Origin of the sequence: Pseudomonas sp. BF-RE-22 (assembly GCF_019956155.1) — a bacterium.
Classification (GTDB): Bacteria; Pseudomonadota; Gammaproteobacteria; order Pseudomonadales; family Pseudomonadaceae; genus Aquipseudomonas; species Aquipseudomonas migulae.
Window position 1 is genome coordinate 109,820 of sequence record NZ_JAHBDD010000055.1, and the last position, 21,828, is coordinate 131,647.

Here is a 21,828-nt window from a genome sequence, read left to right on the forward strand (position 1 = left end):
GAGGAACCCGCCATGGCTTTCGAAGCAATGTTCCAGCCGATCCAGATCGGCAAACTGACCATCCGTAACCGCGTGCTCAGCACCGCGCATGCCGAGGTCTACGCGACCGACGGCGGCATGACCACCGATCGGTACGTCAAGTATTACGAAGAGAAAGCCAAGGGCGGGATCGGCCTGGCGATTTGCGGCGGTTCGTCCGTGGTGGCTATCGACAGCCCGCAGGAGTGGTGGAGTTCGGTGAACCTGTCCACCGACCGCATTATTCCGCACTTCCAGAATCTGGCCGACGCCATGCACAAGCATGGCGCCAAGATCATGATTCAGATTACCCACATGGGCCGGCGCTCGCGCTGGGACGGTTTCAACTGGCCGACGCTGATGTCGCCGTCCGGCATCCGTGAACCGGTGCACCGCGCCACCTGCAAAACCATCGAGCCGGAAGAAATCTGGCGGGTGATCGGCAACTACGCCCAAGCGGCCCGTCGTGCCAAGGCCGGTGGCCTGGACGGCGTTGAACTGTCGGCCGTGCACCAGCACATGATCGACCAGTTCTGGAGCCCGCGGGTCAACAAACGTACCGACGAATGGGGCGGCAGCTTCGAAGGCCGCATGAAATTCGGTCTGGAAGTGTTGAAAGCCGTGCGTGCCGAGGTTGGTGACGATTTCTGCGTGGGCATGCGTATCTGCGGTGACGAATTCCACCCGGACGGTCTGTCCCACGAGGACATGAAGCAGATTGCCAAGTATTACGACGACACCGGCATGCTCGATTTCCTCGGCGTCGTGGGTTCGGGTTGCGACACCCACAACACCCTGGCCAACGTGATTCCGAACATGAGTTACCCGCCGGAGCCGTTCCTGCACCTGGCGGCCGGCATCAAGGAAGTGGTCAAGGTTCCGGTGCTGCACGCACAGAACATCAAGGACCCGAACCAGGCGACCCGTATTCTGGAGGGCGGTTACGTCGACATGGTCGGCATGACCCGCGCGCACATCGCTGACCCGCACCTGATCGCCAAGATCAAGATGGGCCAGATCGACCAGATCAAACAATGCGTCGGCGCGAACTACTGCATCGACCGTCAGTATCAAGGCCTGGATGTGTTGTGCATCCAGAACGCGGCGACCTCCCGTGAATACATGGGCCTGCCGCACATCATCGAAAAAACCACTGGCGTGAAGCGCAAGGTGGTGGTGGTCGGGGCCGGTCCTGCCGGGATGGAAGCCGCCCGCGTGGCCGCCGAACGTGGCCACGACGTGACCCTGTTCGAGAAAAAGGAGTTCATCGGCGGGCAGATCACCACGGCGTCGAAAGCGCCGCAGCGTGACCAGATCGCCGGTATCACCCGCTGGTATCAGCTGGAACTGGCACGGTTGAAAGTCGACCTGCGCCTGGGCACTGCGGCTGATGCACCGACCATCATGGACCTGCGTCCGGATGTGGTGGTGCTGGCGGTTGGCGGCCATCCGTTCCTTGAGCAGAACGAACACTGGGGCGCGGCTGAAGGCCTGGTGGTCAGCAGCTGGGACGTGCTCGACGGCAAGGTCGCGCCGGGCAAGAACGTGCTGGTCTACGACACGATTTGCGAGTTCACCGGGATGTCGACCGCCGACTTCCTCGCCGACAAGGGCAGCCAGGTCGAGATCGTCACCGACGACATCAAGCCGGGCGTAGCGATTGGCGGTACGTCGTTCCCGACTTACTACCGCAGCATGTACCCGAAAGAAGTGATCATGACCGGGGACATGATGCTGGAGAAGGTCTACCGCGAAGGCGACAAGCTGGTGGCGGTACTGGAAAACGAATACACCGGCGCCAAAGAGGAGCGGGTGGTCGACCAAGTGGTCGTGGAAAACGGCGTGCGCCCGGACGAAGAAATCTACTACGCGCTGAAGGACGGCTCGCGGAACAAAGGCCAGATCGACGTCGAAGCCTTGTTCGCGATCAAGCCGCAGCCATGCCTTGAGCAGAGCGGTGACGGCTACCTGCTGTTCCGCATCGGCGACTGCGTGGCCCAGCGTAACGTGCACGCGGCGATCTACGACGCGCTGCGGCTGTGCAAGGATTTCTAAGAGCTTGTGGATAACCCTGTAGGAGCGAGGCTTGCCCGCGAAGGCGTCCTGACATTCAACATTGTTGTCGGCTGACCCATCGCATTCGCGGGCAAGCCTCGCTCCTACAGGAATCGGGCAAGGCATCCAGGTAGTTTGGCCTGCAAGACCCTGCGGTCTTTGGGAGCTCCACCATGTTGAACACCCTTCTTCCAATCCTGTTGTTCGCTGCCCTGGGCCTTGCTGTCCTCGGCGCGTTGCGGCGGGTGGCCATGTGGCGCCGGGGCCGAGCCTCCAAGGTCGACCTGATCGGTGGCCTGTTCGCCATGCCCAAGCGCTACATGGTCGATTTGCACCATGTTGTCGCGCGGGACAAATACATCGCCAACACCCACGTGGCCACGGCCGGTGGTGCGGTGGCGTCCATCGTGCTGGCGATTCTGGTGCACGGTTTCGGCCTGCATAACCGCTTCCTCGGTTACGCGCTGTTGTTGATGACAGTGGTGATGTTCGTCGGTGCGATCTTTGTGTACCTGCGTCGTCGCAACCCGCCGGCTCGCCTGTCCAAAGGGCCGTGGATGCGCCTGCCGAAAAGCTTGTTGGCGTTCTCGGCGAGCTTCTTCCTGTTGACTCTGCCGGTCGCCGGCATCCTTCCGGAGAATTTTGGCGGTTGGGTGGTGGCAGCGATCCTCGGGATCGGCGTGCTGTGGGGCGTCAGCGAGTTGTTCTTCGGCATGACCTGGGGCGGGCCGATGAAGCACGCCTTCGCCGGTGCCCTGCACCTGGCCTGGCACCGTCGCGCCGAGCGTTTTGGCGGTGGTCGTTCCACCGGTTTGAAACCGCTCGACCTGAACGATCCAAACGCACCGCTGGGCGTGGAAAAACCCAAGGATTTCACCTGGAACCAACTGCTCGGTTTCGACGCCTGTGTGCAATGCGGTAAGTGTGAAGCCGCGTGCCCGGCGTTCGCCGCCGGCCAGCCGCTGAACCCGAAAAAGCTGATTCAGGACATGGTCGTCGGCCTTGCCGGCGGCACCGATGCCAAGTTCGCCGGCAGCCCCTATCCGGGCAAAGCCATCGGCGAACACGCGGGCAACCCGCATCAACCGATCGTCAACGGTCTGGTGGACGCCGAAACGCTGTGGTCCTGCACCACCTGCCGTGCCTGCGTCGAGGAATGCCCGATGATGATCGAGCACGTCGATGCCATCGTCGACATGCGTCGCCATCTGACCCTGGAAAAAGGCGCGACCCCGAACAAGGGCGCCGAAGTCCTGGAAAACCTGATTGCCACCGACAACCCTGGCGGTTTCGCACCGGGTGGCCGGATGAACTGGGCAGCGGATTTGAACCTCAATCTGCTCAGCGAGAAAAAATCCACCGACGTGCTGTTCTGGGTCGGCGACGGCGCCTTCGACATGCGCAACCAGCGCACCTTGCGTGCCTTCGTCAAAGTGCTGAAAGCGGCCAAGGTCGACTTCGCGGTACTCGGTCTCGAAGAACGCGACAGCGGTGACGTAGCCCGACGTCTGGGCGACGAAGCGACGTTCCAGTTGTTGGCCAAGCGCAACATCCAGACCCTGGCCAAGTACAGTTTCAACCGCATCGTCACCTGCGACCCGCACAGCTTCCACGTGCTGAAAAATGAGTACGGCGCCTTCGACGGCAACTACCTGGTGCAGCACCACAGCACCTACATGGCCGAAATCATCGACGCCGGCGCGCTCAATCTCGGCCAGCACAAAGGCAGCAGCGTGACCTATCACGACCCGTGCTACCTCGGTCGCTATAACGGCGAATACGAGGCGCCGCGAGAAGTGCTGCGCGCCCTCGGGATTGAAGTGAAAGAGATGCAACGCTCCGGTTTCCGTTCACGCTGCTGCGGCGGCGGTGGCGGCGCGCCGATCACTGACATTCCGGGCAAGCAGCGGATCCCCGACATGCGCATGGAAGACATCCGCGAAACCGGCGCCGAACTGGTGGCCGTGGGTTGTCCACAATGCACCGCGATGCTCGAAGGCGTGGTTGAACCGCGGCCGTTGATCAAGGACATCGCCGAGCTGGTGGCGGACGCACTGCTTGAAGACGCAGCGCCAAGCAAACCGTCCACACCGGCCCAACGTGAACCTGCGGAGGCCCACTGATGAGCGACATTATCCGCCGCGACCCCCGCGCCGAATGGATTGCCCGTAACCGACTGCACCCGCTGCACGCGGCCATGCAGCCGGCGCAACACAGCTGGATGGGGCCGAACGGCGTCATCCGCAAGAACCCGCATGGCATCGGTTTTATCGGTCCCAACGGCATCAAGCGCATCGACCGCAGCGGCGCGCAGCAGGGCGGGGCGACCAAACGTTCGGCCGCTGTTGAAGTGCAATTGCCGCTGCATCAAGTGCCAGCACCTGCGTTTTACATCAGCGTGGTGCCGGACATGGTCGGTGGCCGCTTGAGCAGCCACGACAAGGATTTGCTCGGCCTGGCGCATCAGCTGGCCGGCAAGGACGGCGCGGTGTTGGCCGTGGTCTTCGGCGAACACAAGGAAAACGCGTTTGCCACCGCCGGCGTCGATCGCTTGCTGGTGCTCGAAGGCGACGAATTCAGTGGTTATGCACCGGAGCAACGTGTCCAGGGCCTGCGGGCTGTGGATAACCAGTTCAGCCCGCGTCACTGGCTGCTGCCGGACAGCCGCAGCGGTGGCGGCGAACTCGGTCGGCGCTTTGCCGCTGCACTGGGCGAACGCCCGGCCACACGGGTCTGGCAGGTCAAGGATCAGGAATGCATCGGCCGCGCTGGCGCCGGGTTGCAAGACCTTGCGCGTCCGGTCGCACGCTTGATTCTGGCCGCCGCCGAATGCGCCGAGCCGGTCAGCGAAACCCGTCATGAAGCCTTGCCGGTGGAGTTATCCACAACCGTGGCGCGCAGCTTGTCGCGGATCGAGGATCTGGGCGCTGTGGCCGTGGACCCGGCAGCCATTCCGATGGCCGAAGCAGAGTTCATCTTCTCCGGCGGCAACGGCGTCAAGGACTGGGGACTTTTCCACAGGACTGCCGAAGCGCTCGGCGCCACCGAAGGCGCATCCCGTGTGGCGGTGGACGATGGCTTCATGGCCCGTGATCGTCAGGTCGGCGCGTCCGGCACGTGGGTCACTGCGAGGGTCTACGTGGCGGTGGGGATTTCCGGGGCGATCCAGCACCTGCAAGGCATCGGTGCCTGCGACAAGGTGGTGGCGATCAACCTCGACCCAGGTTGCGACATGATCAAACGGGCCGACCTGTCGGTGATCGGCGAGAGTGCCGAGATTCTTCAAGCCTTGATCGATGCGATAGCGGCTTATCGCGACGACGCCAAGCGCGATGCGGCTTAAGGGAAGGAAAGGGTTATGAGCACGAAAATCATCAGCCTGGTGTCCATCGGCGCCCACCCGACCTCCGGCCGGCCACGTCGCGCGGAGCAGGATGCGCGGGCCGTGGAACTGGGTCTGCAACTGGCTGGGGATAACCTGCAAGTGCTGCATGCCGGCGACGTCGCGGAGCCTGCGCTGCGCGCCTATCTGGGCATGGGCCTGGAACAACTGCACGTGCTGGAGCAACCAGCTGGCGCCGATGCCTTGCCGGCGTTGACCGCCTATTTGCGCGATGCCGGAGCACAAGTCGTGCTGACTGGCAGCCAGGCAGAAACCGGCGAAGGCTCGGGCATGCTGCCGTTCCTGCTGGCGGAAAACCTCGGCTGGCCGCTGGTGGTCGGGCTGGCTCAGGTGGAGTCCATCGATGGCAGTTCGGCGCTTGTCCTTCAAGCGTTGCCCCGTGGTCAGCGCCGTCGTTTGAAGGTGCGACTGCCGTTCCTGGCGACTGTGGATAACGCGGCGCCGAAGCCTCGTCAGAGCGCGTACGGCCCGGCCCGGCGTGGTGTGTTGCAGGCGGATGAAGTCGAAGTGATCGATGATGCGTTGCTGGCCGTATCGACGCTGCAACCGGCCAAGCCTCGGCCTAAACGCTTGAAAGTGATCAAGGCCAAAAGCGGCGCGGACCGGATGAAAGCGGCGACAGCCAAAGCCAGTGGCGGCGGCGGGCAGGTGCTCAAAGGTGTCACGGCGCAAGCGGGTGCCGAAGCGATTCTCAAATTGCTGATCGAAGAAGGCGTGGTCCGCTAACCGCGAATCTGCACAGAACTAATGTAGGAGTGAGCCTGCTCGCGATGGTGGTGTATCAGTTGACATCTATTCAGCTGATACACCGCTATCGCGAGCAGGCTCGCTCCCACAGGGGGAAAGTTTAATGACCGTCAAATTTCGTTCGGCCCTGCGCGCGGATGCGCGGGAGATTGCCCGTCTGTTCCAGATTTCCTCGGAAGGCGCTTCGGATTACATCTGGAGCCAACTCGCCGAACCCGGCCAGGACCTGTTGGATGTCGGCGCCCTGCGTTACGCCCGTGACGACGTGGATTTCTCCTACCAGAACTGCCTCATCGCCGAGGCCGACGGCCACGTCATCGGCATGATGCACAGCTACGTGATGCGCCACGATCCACTGGCCGAGCCCACCACCGATCCGGTGCTGGCGCCGTATGCCGACATGGAAATCCCCGACACGCTGTACATATCGAGCCTCGCGCTGCATGAAGGCTGGCGCAACCAGGGCCTTGGCAAACAGTTCCTCGCCCACGCTCACGAACGCGCCCGCCAGTTGGGGCTCAAGGGCTTGAGCCTGATCGACTATGCCGTCAACACCGGCGCCCGTCGTTTCTATGAACGGCATGGATTCCGCATCGTCGATACCTGCCAGATCACGCCACACCCGATGATTCGGGTGACCGGCGACGCTTACCTCATGCAGTGGCCCTAGTGAGCTACATTTCTTAATGAGCGGCCCGAGGCGGCAGCAGCGCTGATTCATAAAACTCGTTTTCAGGAATGGGTTGTCGATGAACGCGGTCAGTCGGCGTGAGACATGTCTGATCTGTGGCGTGATGCTGGTTGTGATGGTTGCGGCCGCTGAAACCCGCCAGGGCGATCCGGATTTCTATCAATGGATCGACTCTGCGCAGGGGCGGCACGCCTCCCTGGCGCAAATGAAGCAACACTGCGATCAGGTGTTGGCGCCTGATAAAAACCTCAATTGTTCAGTCACCGTTCTCGCCAGAATGTTCGAGACCAAGGCCGCCAATCAGCTGCCCGATTACTACCTGGCAATCAAGCGGCGCCATGCTCAAGCCATCGCCAATGACCCTGAACTCCAACAGTTGTTCTCCATGTTCGGCAGCGAATCGATCGCGACCTTGCGGCAGGTCGCCGATTTCTCGCTGACAAGATCACCGCGACGCGAAGTGCTGCCGATTCATCCTTCCCCAAACGATGGCCACGAGACGAATGAGGTGCTGCCGTACCTCGATGTAAGAGCCGCCAACGGTGTTTCGGCGCGGTTCATTCTTGATACGGGCGCCCCGCAAACCCGGGTCAACAGCGAAACCGCGAAACAGATGGGCATCAAGCTGCTGACCGACTCTGATTACGGTTACAGCACCTTCTACGGCGAGCGAGACCTGGCGGCCAAACTCGGAATCCTTGAGTCCCTGAAGATCGGTGCAAGCGAGTTCAGGAACGTCCTGGTGTTTGTCAGTGACCGGGATAACTTATTGGGGCTCGACCTGATCGGTAAGCTGGGACGATTGAACATTACGAAAAAGACGCTGGAGATCAACGCCGGGGCGCCCACACGATGTGATTCGCCGGTCACCTTCATCCGTATCGACATCAATCAACGATTGACCCTTGCTGCGCGGCTGGATCGGCGTGCGACCGTGGCGATTATCGACACCGGCAATGTGGATTACCTGACATCGGCCTCACCCGGCGTTTCACCTGTTCATGTCATCGATAAGCCGAACCACCAGATCTTCAGGGGCGAGTTGAGCTTGTCCGGGCGTACCCGTCTGATCGCCTACAAGTACTACCCGGACTTTACGATCCCGCCGTCGATGCTGCTTGGGCAGTACGTGCCGTCGATTTTGCTCGGATGGCGTGCATTCAATGATTACGAGTTGAATCTGGATATTGCTTCGGGCCTGTCCTGTTTCAACAGGGTTTGATCACGGTTACCCACAATCCCTGTTAGCGCTTCTGTGGATAACGTGTTCGCCCATCGCTGCACGCCATACGAATCAAGCCCTGCAAGCCTTCGTACAAAAAACAACCAGCCTAAGTTGCGGTTTTTTCGGGCTTTTTCCAGAGGATAAGTCTATTCGTTCGCCAATACTTGCCCCCAATCTCTGTTGGCGCTTCTGTGGATAAGATGTTCGCTGTCCGCTACAGGCCATATAAACCGGGCCTGTACGCTGCATGATTAAAAAATGATCAATTTGCCGGTTTGGAGGGGCGAACCTCGCGCAAACCCTGATTTATCGCGGCTTTCGGCGGTTTTCCACAGAGGCGGCGAAGTTGCCCCCAAAGTCTGTTGGCGCTTCTGTGGATAAGGTGTTCGCCATCCGCTACAGGCCACGTGCTGCGTGGCTTTCAGGTGTCAGGTTAAAAAACAACCAATCGCTGTTCAAAACCCTGCTTCTGGATAAGTCACGGATTTTCTTCGGTTTCTGTGGAGAAAGTTAGGGGGCGTCGCACACTTGTCCCCATTAGCTGTGGGTGGAGGTGTGGATAACTTGTTTGCGGAAGGCTGGAAGCCACGAACGGCATAGCGCTGAACGCAATAGATCATATTTCGTACAGTTCTAAGATCGCGGAGAGTCAGAAGGGGATGTGTTGCGAGGGATGGCGCCATCGCGAGCAAGCTTGCTCCTACATTGGATCTTCGGTGCGCCAAAGATCCCCTGTGGGAGCGAGCCTGCTCGCGATGTTTTTGATCTTTAACCCTGAACCGGAACACCCTTGAGGTAAGGCGCAGGCTCAGCACCAAGGTTGTTCAGCAGACGCTCGCTGTACCAATCCACAAAGTTCACCACACCAAACTCATAGGTCTTGGAGTAAGGCCCTGGCTGGTAAGCCGAGGAGTTGATGCCGCGCTGGTTTTCTTCAGCCAGGCGACGGTCCTGGTCGTTGGTGGCATCCCAGACCTGGCGCATGCGCTCCACGTCGTAGTCGACGCCTTCGACGGCATCCTTGTGCACGATCCACTTGGTGGTGACCATGGTTTCCTGCGCACTGATCGGCCACACGGTGAAGACGATGATGTGGTCGCCCATGCAGTGGTTCCACGAGTGCGGCAGGTGCAGGATGCGCATCGAGCCCAGGTCCGGGTTCTTGATGCGGCCCATGAGTTTGGCGCAACCCTGTTTGCCGTCCATGGTCATCGACACGGTGCCTTTGAGCAGCGGCATGCGCACGATGCGGTTACGCAGGCCGAAGCTGGCGTGGGCGTAAGGGATCTTCTCGGCTTCCCAGGCAGCGGCGGAAGCGGCGACGTGGTCCTTGAACGCCTGGTCGGCGCGCGGGTCGGTGACGTCGTCCCATTCCAGCAGGGTTTTCAGCAGTTCCGGGTGCGACGCGTTGCAGTGGTAGCACTCGCGGTTGTTTTCCAGCACCAGTTTCCAGTTGGCCTTTTCCATCAAGGTGGTTTGCACCGCCACCTTGGTGTTTTCCATGTCGTACGGTTCCATGTAATGGTTCAGCGTCGACAGGAAGTCATCGATGGCCGGCGGATTCTCCGACAGGCTGATGAAAATATAGCCGCCAGCGGTCTTCACGTTCACCGGTTTGAGGCCGTACTGCTTCATGTCGAAATCGGCGCCCATCTCGGTGCCGGCGAACAGCAGGCGACCGTCCAGCTCGTAGGTCCACTGGTGGTAGTGGCAGACCAGCTTGGCGACTTTGCCTTTTTCACTGGTGCACAGCCGCGAACCGCGGTGACGGCAGACGTTGTGGAAGGCGTGAACCACGCCTTCGGCGCCGCGAATCACGATGATCGGGTTCTTGCCGACTTGCAGGGTCAGGTAGTTGCCCTTGGTCGGGATTTCGCAGGTCATGCCGGCGATCAACCACTCTTTCTGGAAGATCTCCTGCATGTCGATATCAAACAGCCGCTCGTCAGAGTAAAACGGCTGCGGCAGCGAGAAGGTGCGCTCGCGCTCTTGCAGCATCTGCGCGGTGGCCTTGCGTGCGGGTTCCAGCGGATCGCCCAGGCTGATTTTTGCGGTGACGTCCATCGTGTATATCCTCAAGGCCATCTGCGTGGCCGCGAAAGTGGCTGATCAGGGTTGCTACGCAAGGTGTAAAGGTTATGTCTTGGTATGGGGCGAGTGTGGGGCCGGCGTTGCCCGGAACCTTATCCATGGGCGACATGGCCCAATCTGTTCCCGACGCGTAACCCCCGGCAGTTGGGGGCTGGTCGCGATAAGTATGTGAATGTCGCAGATAGGTAAATGGGTGGTCTGCGCTATACGCAGAATCGTCAACATAAGGCCGACCATCGGCGGTGGAGAACAGCATGTCCAACAGCTTCCTGAATCCGGTAACCACCCAGACCTGGGCCAATGGCCGACACATCGTCCGTTGCGTCAAAGTCATCCAGGAAACCTGGGATGTGCGCACCTTCTGCTTTATGGCCGACCAGCCGATCATGTTCTTCTTCAAGCCGGGGCAATTCGTCACCCTGGAGCTGGAAATCGATGGCCAGCAGATCATGCGTTCGTACACCATTTCCAGTTCGCCCTCGGTGCCGTACAGCTTTTCGGTCACGATCAAGCGCGTGCCGGGCGGCAAGGTTTCGAACTGGCTGCACGACACCCTGCATGAAGGCTACGAACTGGCGGTGCACGGCCCGGTCGGGCTGTTTAACGCGATCGACTTCCCGAACCCGAAAGTGCTGTACCTCAGTGGCGGCGTGGGCATCACGCCGTGCATGTCCATGGCCCGCTGGTTCTTCGATACCAACGGCAATGTCGACATGGCGTTTATCCACAGCGCCCGCTCGCCGAAAGACATCATTTATCACCGCGAGCTGGAACACATGGCCGCGCGGATCGAAAATTTCAGCCTGCACCTGATCTGTGAAAAACATGGTTTTGGTGAGCCATGGGCCGGTTATCGCGGTTATCTGAACCACAAGATGCTGGAACTGATGGTCCCGGACTTCCTTGAGCGCGAAGTGTTCTGCTGCGGCCCGACGCCTTACATGAACGCGGTCAAGCGCCTGCTGGAAAACGCCGGCTTCAATATGAAGCACTACCACGAGGAATCATTCGGCGCCACGCCGCCAGAGGCGATCGCCGATGCCGTGGAGAATGCCGAGCAGGCCGCTGACGCGCCGGAAATCGATGCGGCTGATTTGCATGAGGTGGAATTCACCGCCTCGGGCAAGAGCATCCGCGTGGCACCGGGCGAGACCGTGCATGCGGCGGCCGCCAAGGTCGGCCTGATGATTCCGAAAGCTTGCGGCATGGGCATTTGCGGCACCTGCAAGGTGCTCAAGCTTGGCGGCGAAGTGGAGATGGACCACAACGGCGGGATCACCGAAGAAGACGAAGCCGAAGGGTTCATCCTGTCGTGCTGCAGCGTGCCGAAGGGCGACGTTCGCATCGAGTATTGATGGTCGCACGATAAACCTGTAGGAGCTGTCGAGTGAAACGAGGCGGCGATCTTTTGACCTTGATTTTTGAAGTCAAAAGATCGCCGCCTCGTTTCACTCGACAGCTCCTACAAGGTTGTGGATATCTCAGTCGACGAATAGGTCTGGCATCAACTTGTCGTTGGTGCCGGGCTCAAAGCGGTAATGATCGAATTCGGTCGCGCCGTGCTCCCGCAGAATTTCCTCATCAATCAGCAGCCGACCGGTGATGCTGCGACCGTTGCTGTCCAGGATGGCGTGAGCAGCATCCGCCATGATCTCCGGCGTACGCGCATGTTTGAACGACTCGCGTGAGCCCAATTGAAATTCGATGGCGGCGGTGGCGATCATCGTCTGCGGCCACAGCGAGTTGACACTGATCCCGTAATTCTTGAATTCCTCGCTCATGCCCAACGTGAGCATGCTCATGCCGTATTTGGTCACGGTGTACGGGCTGTATTGGGCGAACCACTTGGTTGCCAGGTTCAGTGGCGGTGACAGGTTGAGGATATGACCGCTGCTTTTCTTCAGGTAAGGCAGGGCTGCCTGGCTGCACAGCAATACGGCGCGGGTGTTGATCTGGTGCATCAGGTCGAAGCGCTTGAGCTCGATGTGCTGAACCCCGGTCAGCTTGATCGCGCCGGCGTTGTTGACCAGCGCATTGATGCCGCCGAAATGCTCGTTGGCCTGGGCCAGTGCCTCACGCACCGCGACTTCATCACGCACATCCACCTGCAGCGCCAGCGCCTTGCCGCCGGCGGCTTCGACTTCCTTTGCGACGCTGAAAATCGTGCCCGGCAATTTGGCGTGCGGCTCTGCACTTTTGGCTGCAATCACGATGTTGGCCCCATCGCGCGCGGCCCGCAGCGCGATCTCACGACCAATCCCGCGGCTGGCGCCGGTGATGAACAGGGTTTTGCCTTGAAGGGACATGCGTGCGCTCCTGATTATTGTTATCTGAGCGCTTCAATGTAGACCAACATGCGTGGTGCATCTTGCTGGCGAGGGTGGTGTGTCGGGTGTACCGCGTTGCGGCGATCGCCAGCAAGCCGGCTCCTACAGGGTTTGTGTCGTACGCAGGATGGCAGGCGGGGCGGGAATTTGTAGGAGCCGGCTTGCCGGCGATGGCGGTGTGTCGGGTGTACCGCGTCGTCTGGATCGCCAGCAAGCCGGCTCCTACAGGGTTTGTGTCGTACGCAGGATGGCAGGCGGGGCGGGAATTTGTAGGAGCCGGCTTGCCGGCGATGGCGGTGTGTCGGGTGTACCGCGTCGTCTGGATCGCCAGCAAGCTGGCTCCTACGGGGTTTGTGTTGTTAGCGGGACATCACTTCGCGAATATCCGCTGCCAATTCACGTACGCGTTCTTCCTCGGTGTCCCAGGAGCACATGAAGCGGGCGCCGCCGTTGCCGATGAAGGTGTAGAAGCGCCAGCCCTTGGCGGTCAGTGCGGCGATGGCCGGTTCCGAGAGTTGCAGGAACACGCCGTTGGCCTGCACCGGGAACATCAGTTCCACGCCCTGGATATCGCTGACCAGTTCCGCCAGCAGTTGCGCACAATGGTTGGCGTGACGGGCGTATTTGAGCCAGGCATCGTTTTCCAGGATCCCGACCCACGGCGCCGAGAGGAAGCGCATTTTCGAGGCCAGTTGCCCGGCCTGTTTGCAGCGGTAGTCGAAGTCTTCGGCCAGTTTGTGGTTGAAGAACAGAATCGCCTCACCCACTGCCATGCCGTTTTTCGTACCGCCGAAGCACAGCACGTCAACACCAGCCTTCCAGGTCAGGTCGGCCGGTGTGCAGCCGAGGAACGCGCAGGCGTTGGAGAAGCGCGCGCCGTCCATGTGCAGGTTCAGGCCGAGTTCTTTGCAGGTGGCGCTGATGGCGCGGATTTCTTCCGGGGTGTAGACGCTGCCGACTTCGGTGGCTTGGGTCAGGGTCACGACGCGCGGTTTCGGGTAGTGAATGTCCTGGCGCTTGAGGGCCACTTCGCGGATCGATTCCGGGGTCAGCTTGCCGTTCTCGGTGCGGGCGACCAGCAGCTTGGAGCCGTTGGAAAAGAACTCCGGCGCGCCGCATTCGTCGGTTTCGACGTGGGCGGTTTCCGAGCAGATCACGCTGTGGTAACTCTGGCACAGCGACGACAAGGCCAGGGAGTTGGCGGCGGTGCCGTTGAAGGCGAAGAACACTTCGCAGTCGGTTTCGAACAGTTTGCGGAAATCATCGGACGCGCGAGCGGTCCATTCATCGTCGCCGTAGGCGCGCTGGTGGCCGTGGTTGGCCTGTTCCATCGCCGCCCAGGCTTCAGGGCAGATACCGGAATAGTTGTCGCTGGCGAATTGTTGGCTCTTATCGGTCATGGCCCTGCTTTCCGTGGTCGGGACGCTTATGGTGAAGCGTCTCGTGGTCAATGATGGTGCGCACTTTACCGAAGATCATCCGGCGAGCACACAGGATGCGTCTGACAGAAAAATACAAAGACGACGGGCGATTATGCACATGACTCAACGGGATGGGGCACTGGATCTGCTCAAGTGGCTGGCGCTGCTGAGCATGGTGCTCGATCACCTGCGATATGTCGGTTATTCCCTCGATCTGCTGTATGTGCCCGGACGACTGGCGTTTCCGTGGTTTTGTCTGGCAATGGCGGCGAACCTGTCGCGTTCACGACAAGTCACACATCAATGGCGGTATCTGGGCTGGTTGATTCTGTTTAGTGCTATCAGCGAAATCCCTTACAGGATGTTCATCCCCGATCCCGACACCTTGAACGTGCTGCCTACGCTGGCGCTTGGGCTTTTGGTCGCGCGTGGCTGGCAACAAAAGACGCTGCCATCGCGCCTGCTTGCGGTTGCTGTCTTAGTGCTGGCAGCGGTGTTCACGGAATACCTGATGTTCGGCGTTTTTGGTGTGTTGTTGCCGCTGGCGATGTTGCTGGTGCTCAAGCGGCCCTGGTATTTCAGCCTGTTGCCGGGGTTGATCTGTCTGGCCGCCAATCAATGGGAGGTGCTGTATTACTCCGCCCGGTTGGGTAACAGTGCGGCGATCCCTGGCATTGCCGCTTGTCTGATCGCGCCATGGCTCGGGTTGTTCTTGTTGCGACATGCGCGACGCATCAATCCTCCAGCCATGCGGCGCTGGGCGTATGCCCTTTATCCGTTGCATTTCCTCTTGCTGTTAATCGTCCGCCAGATCGCCGCATAACCCCTGTAGGAGCGAGCCTGCTCGCGATGAGGCCGTCACAGCCAGCATCGATGTTGCCTGACCCACCGCTATCGCCGGCAAGCCGGTCTCACTCCCACAGGGATATCTACTGGTTCAAGGATCGTGTTCGTTCAGCCATTTCGGTCTATGTCGTAAACGCACCTTTGCGTGGCGTCCGTAGGCATTTGACCTGTCTGCGCCGGTCATACCATCGCTATCAAAGGGCACTGCCGAAACGCCGTGCCTTACCGAGACGAATGGCGCACAGATGCCGCTGGGAGAGACGCGATGTTCAGCAAGCAAGACCAGATCAAAGGTTACGACGATGCACTGCTGGCGGCGATGAATGCCGAGGAGCAACGCCAGGAAGATCACATCGAGCTGATCGCGTCCGAAAACTACACCAGCAAACGCGTCATGGAAGCGCAGGGCAGCGGCCTGACCAACAAATACGCCGAAGGCTATCCGGGCAAGCGCTACTACGGTGGCTGCGAGCACGTCGACAAGGTTGAAGCGCTGGCCATCGAACGCGCCAAGCAACTGTTCGGCGCCGATTACGCCAACGTGCAGCCGCACTCCGGTTCTTCGGCAAACAGCGCCGTTTACCTGGCCCTGCTGCAAGCCGGCGACACCATTCTGGGCATGAGCCTGGCCCACGGCGGTCACCTGACCCACGGCGCCAAGGTTTCGTCTTCGGGCAAGCTGTACAACGCCGTGCAGTACGGCATCGACACCAAGACCGGTCTGATCGACTACGACGAAGTCGAGCGCCTGGCCGTCGAGTGCAAGCCGAAGATGATCGTTGCCGGCTTCTCTGCTTACTCCAAGACCCTCGACTTCCCACGCTTCCGTCAGATCGCTGACAAAGTGGGCGCGCTGCTGTTCGTCGACATGGCCCACGTTGCCGGTCTGGTCGCTGCCGGTCTGTACCCGAACCCGCTGCCGTACGCCGACGTGGTGACCACCACCACCCACAAGACCCTGCGCGGTCCGCGTGGCGGCCTGATCCTGGCCAAGGCCAACGAAGAAATCGAGAAGAAGCTCAACGCAGCCGTATTCCCGGGTGCCCAGGGCGGCCCGCTGATGCACGTCATCGCCGGTAAAGCGGTGTGCTTCAAGGAAGCGCTGGAGCCAGGTTTCAAGGCTTACCAGCAACAAGTGATCGATAACGCCCAGGCCATGGCCGGCGTATTTATCAAACGCGGCTACGATGTAGTGTCCGGCGGCACCGATAACCACCTGTTCCTGGTCAGCCTGATTCGTCAGGGCCTCACCGGCAAAGAGGCGGATGCAGCACTCGGTCGCGCCCACATCACTGTGAACAAGAACGCTGTCCCGAACGATCCACAGTCGCCGTTCGTCACTTCCGGCCTGCGCATCGGCACCCCTGCGGTGACCACCCGCGGCTTCAAGGTGACCCAGTGCGTCACGCTGGCCGGCTGGATCTGCGACATCCTCGACAACCTCGGCGACGCCGATGTCGAAGCGAACGTCGCGCAGCAAGTGTCGGCCCTGTGCGCGGACTTCCCGGTTTATCGCTGAGCGCGGTTTTGGAGTAAATGACTATGCAACGCTACTCGGGCTTCGGCCTCTTCAAACACTCCCTCAGCCATCATGAAAACTGGCAGAAAATGTGGCGCACGCCGACCCCTAAAAAGGTCTACGACGTGGTCATCGTCGGCGGTGGCGGGCATGGTCTCGCCACGGCTTACTACCTGGCCAAGGAACACGGCATCACCAACGTGGCCGTGGTCGAAAAAGGCTGGCTGGGCGGCGGTAACACCGCGCGCAACACCACCATCGTTCGCTCCAACTACCTGTGGGACGAGTCGGCGCACCTGTACGAACACGCGATGAAACTGTGGGAAGGCCTGTCCCAGGACCTGAACTACAACGTGATGTTCTCCCAGCGCGGCGTCTACAACCTGTGCCACACCCTGCAGGACATTCGTGATTCCGAGCGTCGGGTCAGCGCCAACCGCCTCAACGGCGTGGACGGCGAGCTGCTCGATGCCAAGCAAGTAGCGGACGAGATTCCGTACCTCGACTGCTCGAAGAACACTCGCTACCCGGTGATGGGCGCTACCGTCCAGCGTCGCGGCGGCGTCGCCCGTCACGATGCCGTGGCATGGGGCTTTGCCCGTGCCGCTGACGCACTCGGCGTGGACCTGATCCAGCAGACCGAAGTGATCGGTTTCCGCAAGGAAAACGGTGTGTGCATCGGCGTTGAAACCAACAAGGGCTTCATCGGCGCCAAGCGCGTCGGTGTGGTCACCGCCGGTAACTCCGGGCACATGGCCAAACTCGCTGGTTTCCGTCTGCCGATCGAATCCCACCCGCTGCAAGCGTTGGTGTCCGAGCCGATCAAGCCGATTATCGACAGCGTGATCATGTCCAACGCCGTACACGGTTACATCAGCCAGTCCGACAAGGGCGACCTGGTGATCGGTGCCGGTATCGACGGCTACAACGGCTACGGCCAGCGTGGTTCGTACCCGGTGATCGAGCACACCATCCAGGCCATCGTCGAGATGTTCCCGGTGTTGTCCCGCGTACGCATGAACCGGCAGTGGGGCGGCATCGTCGACACCACGCCGGATGCCTGCCCGATCATCTCGAAAACCCCGGTACCAAACATGTTCTTCAACTGCGGTTGGGGCACCGGTGGCTTCAAGGCAACACCTGGCTCGGGCAACGTGTTTGCCGCGAGCCTGGCCAAGGGTGAAATGCACCCATTGGCCGCACCTTTCTCCATCGACCGTTTCCACAACGGTGCGTTGATCGATGAACACGGCGCTGCTGCGGTTGCCCACTAACAGGAGAAATCCCCATGTTGCATATCTTCTGTCCTCACTGCGGCGAGCTGCGCTCTGAAGAGGAATTCCACGCATCCGGCCAGGCGCACATCCCGCGTCCACTGGATCCGAACACCTGCACCGACGAGGAGTGGGGCGACTACATGTTCTTCCGCGATAACCCTCGCGGCCTGCACCACGAGCTGTGGGATCACGTTGCCGGTTGCCGTCAGTACTTCAACGTCACCCGCGACACCGTGACCTACGAGATTCTCGAGACTTACAAGATCGGCACCAAGCCACAATTCACCGACAAGACCGATAGCTCGAAAGCGGCTACGACGGCTCTGGGAGAGAAGGTATGAGCCAGATCAATCGCCTGTCCAACGGCGGACGGATCGACCGCAACAAAGTGCTGAGCTTCACCTTCAACGGCCAGACCTACAAAGGCTTTGAAGGCGATTCCCTGGCCGCTGCACTGCTGGCCAACGGCGTCGACATCATCGGTCGCAGCTTCAAGTATTCCCGTCCGCGCGGCATCTTCGCCGCCGGTGCCGAAGAGCCGAACGCCGTGCTGCAGATCGGCGCGACCGAAGCCACGCAAATCCCGAACGTACGCGCCACGCAACAAGCGCTGTACCAGGGCCTGGTCGCCACCAGCACCAACGGCTGGCCGAGCGTGAACAACGACATGATGGGGATTCTCGGCAAGGTCGGCGGCAAGCTGATGCCGCCGGGCTTCTACTACAAAACCTTCATGTACCCGCAATCGTTCTGGATGACTTACGAGAAGTACATTCGTAAGGCTGCCGGTCTTGGCCGCTCGCCGACCGAGAACGATCCGGACACCTACGACTACATGAACCAGCACTGCGACGTGCTGATCGTCGGCGGTGGCCCGGCTGGCCTGGCCGCTGCTTTGGCAGCCGCTCGCAGCGGTGCTCGCGTCATTCTGGCCGATGAGCAGGAAGAGTTCGGCGGCAGCCTGCTCGACTCCCGCGAAAGCCTCGACGGCAAACCTGCCGTGGAATGGGTCGCCAGCGTCCTCGACGAACTGAAGAACACCCCGGACGTGCTGCTGTTGCCGCGCGCCACGGTCAACGGCTACCACGACCATAACTTCCTGACCATTCACGAGCGCCTGACCGATCACCTCGGTGACCGCGCCCCGATTGGCCAGGTGCGTCAGCGCATCCACCGGGTTCGCGCCAAGCGCGTAGTCCTGGCGACCGGCGCTCACGAGCGTCCACTGGTCTACGGCAACAACGACGTGCCGGGCAACATGCTCGCCGGCGCTGTGTCGACTTACGTCCGTCGCTACGGCGTGGCACCGGGTAAAAAACTGGTGCTGTCGACCAACAACGATCACGCCTACCGCGTTGCCCTGGATTGGCTCGACGCCAGCCTGCAAGTGGTGGCCATCGCCGACGCCCGCAGCAATCCGCGTGGTGCACTGGTTGAAGAAGCCCGCGCCAAAGGCATTCGCATCCTGACCGGCAGCGCCGTGATCGAGGCCCGTGGCAGCAAGCACGTGACCGCCGCTCGCGTTGCCGCGATCGACGTCAAAGCTCATTCCGTGACCAGCCCTGGCGAGTGGCTCGAATGCGACCTGGTTGCCAGTTCCGGCGGTTACAGCCCGGTGGTTCACCTGGCTTCGCACCTGGGCGGCAAGCCGATCTGGCGTGAAGACATCCTCGGTTTCGTACCGGGTGAAGCACCGCAGAAACGTGTGTGCGTCGGTGGCATCAACGGCGTCTACGGCCTCGGCGATTCGCTGGCCGACGGTTTTGAAGGCGGCGCTCGCGCAGCCAGCGAAGCCGGTTTCAGTGTGGTCGAAGGCTCCTTGCCGAAAGCCCTGAGCCGCCTGGAAGAGCCTACGTTGGCGCTGTTCCAGGTGCCGCACGAAAAGAACACCGCACGTGCGCCGAAGCAATTCGTCGACCTGCAAAACGACGTCACCGCCGCCGCCATTGAACTGGCGACCCGCGAGGGCTTCGAGTCGGTCGAGCACGTCAAACGCTACACCGCACTGGGCTTCGGCACTGACCAGGGCAAGCTCGGCAACGTCAACGGCCTGGCCATTGCCGCCCGTTCGCTGAACGTGACCATCCCGCAGATGGGCACCACCATGTTCCGTCCGAACTACACGCCGGTGACTTTCGGCGCCGTGGCCGGCCGTCACTGTGGGCACATCTTCGAACCTGTGCGCTTCACTGCGCTGCATCACTGGCACGTGAAGAATGGCGCTGAATTCGAAGACGTCGGTCAGTGGAAACGTCCTTGGTACTTCCCGAAAAACGGTGAAGACATTCACGCCGCCGTGAAACGCGAATGCAAAGCCGTGCGCGACAGCGTCGGCCTGCTGGATGCGTCGACCCTCGGCAAGATCGACATTCAAGGCCCGGATGCGCGTGAGTTCCTCAACCGCGTCTACACCAACGCCTGGACCAAGCTCGACGTGGGCAAGGCGCGTTATGGCCTGATGTGCAAAGAAGACGGCATGGTCTTCGACGACGGCGTCACCGCTTGCCTCGCCGACAACCACTTCGTGATGACCACCACCACCGGCGGCGCTGCACGCGTGCTGCAATGGCTGGAAATCTACTCACAGACCGAATGGCCAGAGCTGAAGGTGTACTTCACTTCCGTGACGGATCACTGGGCAACCATGACCCTGTCCGGGCCGAACAGCCGCAAGCTGCTCAGCGAAGTCACCGACATCGACCTGAGCAACGAAGCCTTCCCGTTCATGACCTGGAAAGAAGGTCTGGTCGGCGGTGTACCGGCGCGGGTGTTCCGGATCTCGTTTACCGGTGAGCTGTCGTACGAAGTCAACGTGCAAGCCGACTACGCCATGGGCGTGCTCGAAAAAATCGCCGAGGCCGGCAAGCAGTACAACCTGACGCCGTACGGCACCGAAACCATGCACATCCTGCGTGCGGAGAAGGGCTTCATCATCGTCGGTCAGGACACTGACAGCTCGATGACCCCGGACGACCTGAACATGGGCTGGTGTGTCGGTCGCACCAAACCGTTCTCGTGGATCGGCTGGCGTGGCATGAATCGCGAAGACTGCGTGCGTGATCAACGTAAACAACTGGTGGGCCTGAAGCCGATCGATCCGACCAAATGGCTGCCGGAAGGTGCGCAACTGGTGTTCAACACCAAGCAGACGATCCCGATGACGATGGTCGGTCACGTCACCTCCAGCTACCTGCACAACTCCCTCGGCTATTCGTTTGCCATGGGCGTGGTCAAGGGCGGCTTGAAGCGGATCGGCGAGCGCGTATTCGCTCCGCTGGCCGACGGCAGCGTGATCGAGGCGGAAATCGTTTCTTCGGTGTTCTTCGATCCGAAAGGCGATCGCCAGAACATCTGACACCACAGCCCCTGTAGGAGCGAGGCTTGCCCGCGAAGAACGATGACGCGGTGCCTCAGTAAAACCGAGTCGATGCCTTCGCGGGCAAGCCTCGCTCCCACAGGTGAGATGCAAGAACTTCAGGAACAGGTGCTTTATGACCGCAGCCAATGTTTACCAACAACGCCCAACCACCGGGGCCAAGGCCGAGTCGTCGCTGCATCATGCCGACCTCGCCAGCCTGGTCGGCAAGGGTCGCAAAAACGCCGGCGTGATCGTGCGTGAGAAAAAACTCCTCGGCCACCTGACCATCCGTGGCGATGGCCACGATGCCGCGTTCGCCGCTGGCGTGCACAAGGCCCTGGGCATCGAATTGCCGAGCGCGCTGACCGTGATCGTCAAGGGCGAAACCAGCCTGCAATGGATGGGGCCGGATGAGTATTTGCTGATCGTGCCGACCGGCGAAGAATTTGCCGCCGAGAAAAAGCTCCGTGAAGCGCTGGGCGACCTGCACATCCAGATCGTCAACGTCAGCGGTGGCCAGCAGATCCTCGAACTGAGCGGTCCGAACGTGCGCCAGGTGCTGATGAAGTCCACCAGCTACGACGTACACCCCAACAGCTTCCCGGTCGGCAAGGCTGTCGGCACCGTGTTTGCCAAGTCGCAACTGGTGATCCGCCACACCGCCGAAGACACCTGGGAACTGCTGATCCGTCGCAGCTTCTCGGATTACTGGTGGTTGTGGTTGCAGGATGCGGCGGCCGAGTACGGGCTTAGCGTTCAGGCCTGAGATTGCCTTCGCGGGCAAGCCTCGCTCCTACAGGGAGATGCATTCCAAATGTAGGAGCCGGCTTGCCGGCGATCAACCGCGCAG

General features: G+C 60.8%; 16 protein-coding genes. 13 read left to right on the forward strand and 3 right to left on the reverse strand.

Features of this window, described 5'->3' with window-relative positions; translation table 11 throughout:
• Positions 1-12 precede the first annotated feature (12 nt).
• The 6 genes from dgcA to KGA82_RS23165 all read left to right on the forward strand — a co-directional run bounded on the left by dgcA (position 13) and on the right by KGA82_RS23165 (position 8,136).
• Positions 13-2,073 carry a dimethylglycine demethylation protein DgcA gene (gene dgcA, locus KGA82_RS23140; protein WP_008033247.1) on the forward strand — a complete coding sequence of 687 codons (2,061 nt, stop codon included), beginning with the start codon at positions 13-15 and terminating at the stop codon, positions 2,071-2,073.
• Between the two features lie 173 nt (positions 2,074-2,246).
• Positions 2,247-4,196 carry a dimethylglycine demethylation protein DgcB gene (gene dgcB / locus KGA82_RS23145; protein ID WP_223452608.1) on the forward strand — a complete coding sequence of 650 codons (1,950 nt, stop codon included), beginning with the start codon at positions 2,247-2,249 and terminating at the stop codon, positions 4,194-4,196.
• Complete coding sequence (locus KGA82_RS23150) at positions 4,196-5,416, forward strand: electron transfer flavoprotein subunit alpha/FixB family protein (protein ID WP_223434077.1); 1,221 nt, start codon at positions 4,196-4,198, stop codon at positions 5,414-5,416. Before dgcB ends, KGA82_RS23150 begins: the two co-directional genes overlap by 1 nt.
• A 15-nt stretch (positions 5,417-5,431) precedes the next feature.
• Positions 5,432-6,202: an electron transfer flavoprotein subunit beta gene (locus KGA82_RS23155; RefSeq protein ID WP_223452609.1), complete on the forward strand. Its 771-nt coding sequence runs from the start codon at positions 5,432-5,434 to the stop codon at positions 6,200-6,202.
• 124 nt (positions 6,203-6,326) lie between these two features.
• A complete protein-coding gene (locus KGA82_RS23160) occupies positions 6,327-6,893 on the forward strand; it encodes a GNAT family N-acetyltransferase (RefSeq protein ID WP_008044826.1) in 567 nt (188 codons plus the stop codon).
• Between the two features lie 79 nt (positions 6,894-6,972).
• Positions 6,973-8,136: a retropepsin-like aspartic protease gene (locus KGA82_RS23165; RefSeq protein WP_223452610.1), complete on the forward strand. Its 1,164-nt coding sequence runs from the start codon at positions 6,973-6,975 to the stop codon at positions 8,134-8,136.
• A gap of 771 nt (positions 8,137-8,907) precedes the next feature.
• On the opposite strand, the gene gbcA is transcribed toward KGA82_RS23165, so the two are convergent.
• Positions 8,908-10,203, reverse strand: coding sequence for a glycine-betaine demethylase subunit GbcA (gene gbcA / locus KGA82_RS23170; RefSeq protein WP_008044830.1), 1,296 nt, complete (start codon positions 10,201-10,203; stop codon positions 8,908-8,910).
• A 281-nt stretch (positions 10,204-10,484) separates the two neighbouring features.
• Between gbcA and gbcB the strand changes: the two genes are divergently transcribed.
• A complete protein-coding gene (gene gbcB / locus KGA82_RS23175; RefSeq protein WP_192227594.1) occupies positions 10,485-11,585 on the forward strand; it encodes a glycine-betaine demethylase subunit GbcB in 1,101 nt (366 codons plus the stop codon).
• A gap of 126 nt (positions 11,586-11,711) precedes the next feature.
• On the opposite strand, the gene KGA82_RS23180 is transcribed toward gbcB, so the two are convergent.
• Positions 11,712-12,536, reverse strand: a complete 825-nt coding sequence (locus KGA82_RS23180) for an SDR family oxidoreductase (protein ID WP_223452611.1) — start codon at positions 12,534-12,536, stop codon at positions 11,712-11,714.
• A 380-nt stretch (positions 12,537-12,916) separates the two neighbouring features.
• Positions 12,917-13,957, reverse strand: a complete 1,041-nt coding sequence (locus tag KGA82_RS23185) for a low specificity L-threonine aldolase (protein ID WP_008035042.1) — start codon at positions 13,955-13,957, stop codon at positions 12,917-12,919.
• Between the two features lie 133 nt (positions 13,958-14,090).
• Here KGA82_RS23185 and KGA82_RS23190 point away from each other — a divergent pair, with 133 nt between their 5' ends.
• The 6 genes from KGA82_RS23190 to KGA82_RS23215 all read left to right on the forward strand — a co-directional run bounded on the left by KGA82_RS23190 (position 14,091) and on the right by KGA82_RS23215 (position 21,744).
• The gene (locus tag KGA82_RS23190) at positions 14,091-14,801 is read left to right on the forward strand and encodes a TraX family protein (RefSeq protein ID WP_223452652.1); all 711 of its coding nucleotides are present in this window, start codon (positions 14,091-14,093) and stop codon (positions 14,799-14,801) included.
• A 288-nt stretch (positions 14,802-15,089) separates the two neighbouring features.
• Positions 15,090-16,343, forward strand: coding sequence for a serine hydroxymethyltransferase (glyA, locus tag KGA82_RS23195; RefSeq protein WP_008035038.1), 1,254 nt, complete (start codon positions 15,090-15,092; stop codon positions 16,341-16,343).
• Between the two features lie 23 nt (positions 16,344-16,366).
• On the forward strand, positions 16,367-17,617 hold the full coding sequence (locus KGA82_RS23200; RefSeq protein WP_007947735.1) for a sarcosine oxidase subunit beta: 1,251 nt from the start codon (positions 16,367-16,369) through the stop codon (positions 17,615-17,617).
• 14 nt (positions 17,618-17,631) lie between these two features.
• Complete coding sequence (locus tag KGA82_RS23205; protein WP_008035036.1) at positions 17,632-17,961, forward strand: sarcosine oxidase subunit delta; 330 nt, start codon at positions 17,632-17,634, stop codon at positions 17,959-17,961.
• Positions 17,958-20,975 carry a sarcosine oxidase subunit alpha gene (locus tag KGA82_RS23210; RefSeq protein ID WP_223452612.1) on the forward strand — a complete coding sequence of 1,006 codons (3,018 nt, stop codon included), beginning with the start codon at positions 17,958-17,960 and terminating at the stop codon, positions 20,973-20,975. Before KGA82_RS23205 ends, KGA82_RS23210 begins: the two co-directional genes overlap by 4 nt.
• Positions 20,976-21,111: 136 nt before the next feature.
• Positions 21,112-21,744, forward strand: a complete 633-nt coding sequence (locus KGA82_RS23215) for a sarcosine oxidase subunit gamma (RefSeq protein WP_008035033.1) — start codon at positions 21,112-21,114, stop codon at positions 21,742-21,744.
• Positions 21,745-21,828: the final 84 nt, after the last annotated feature.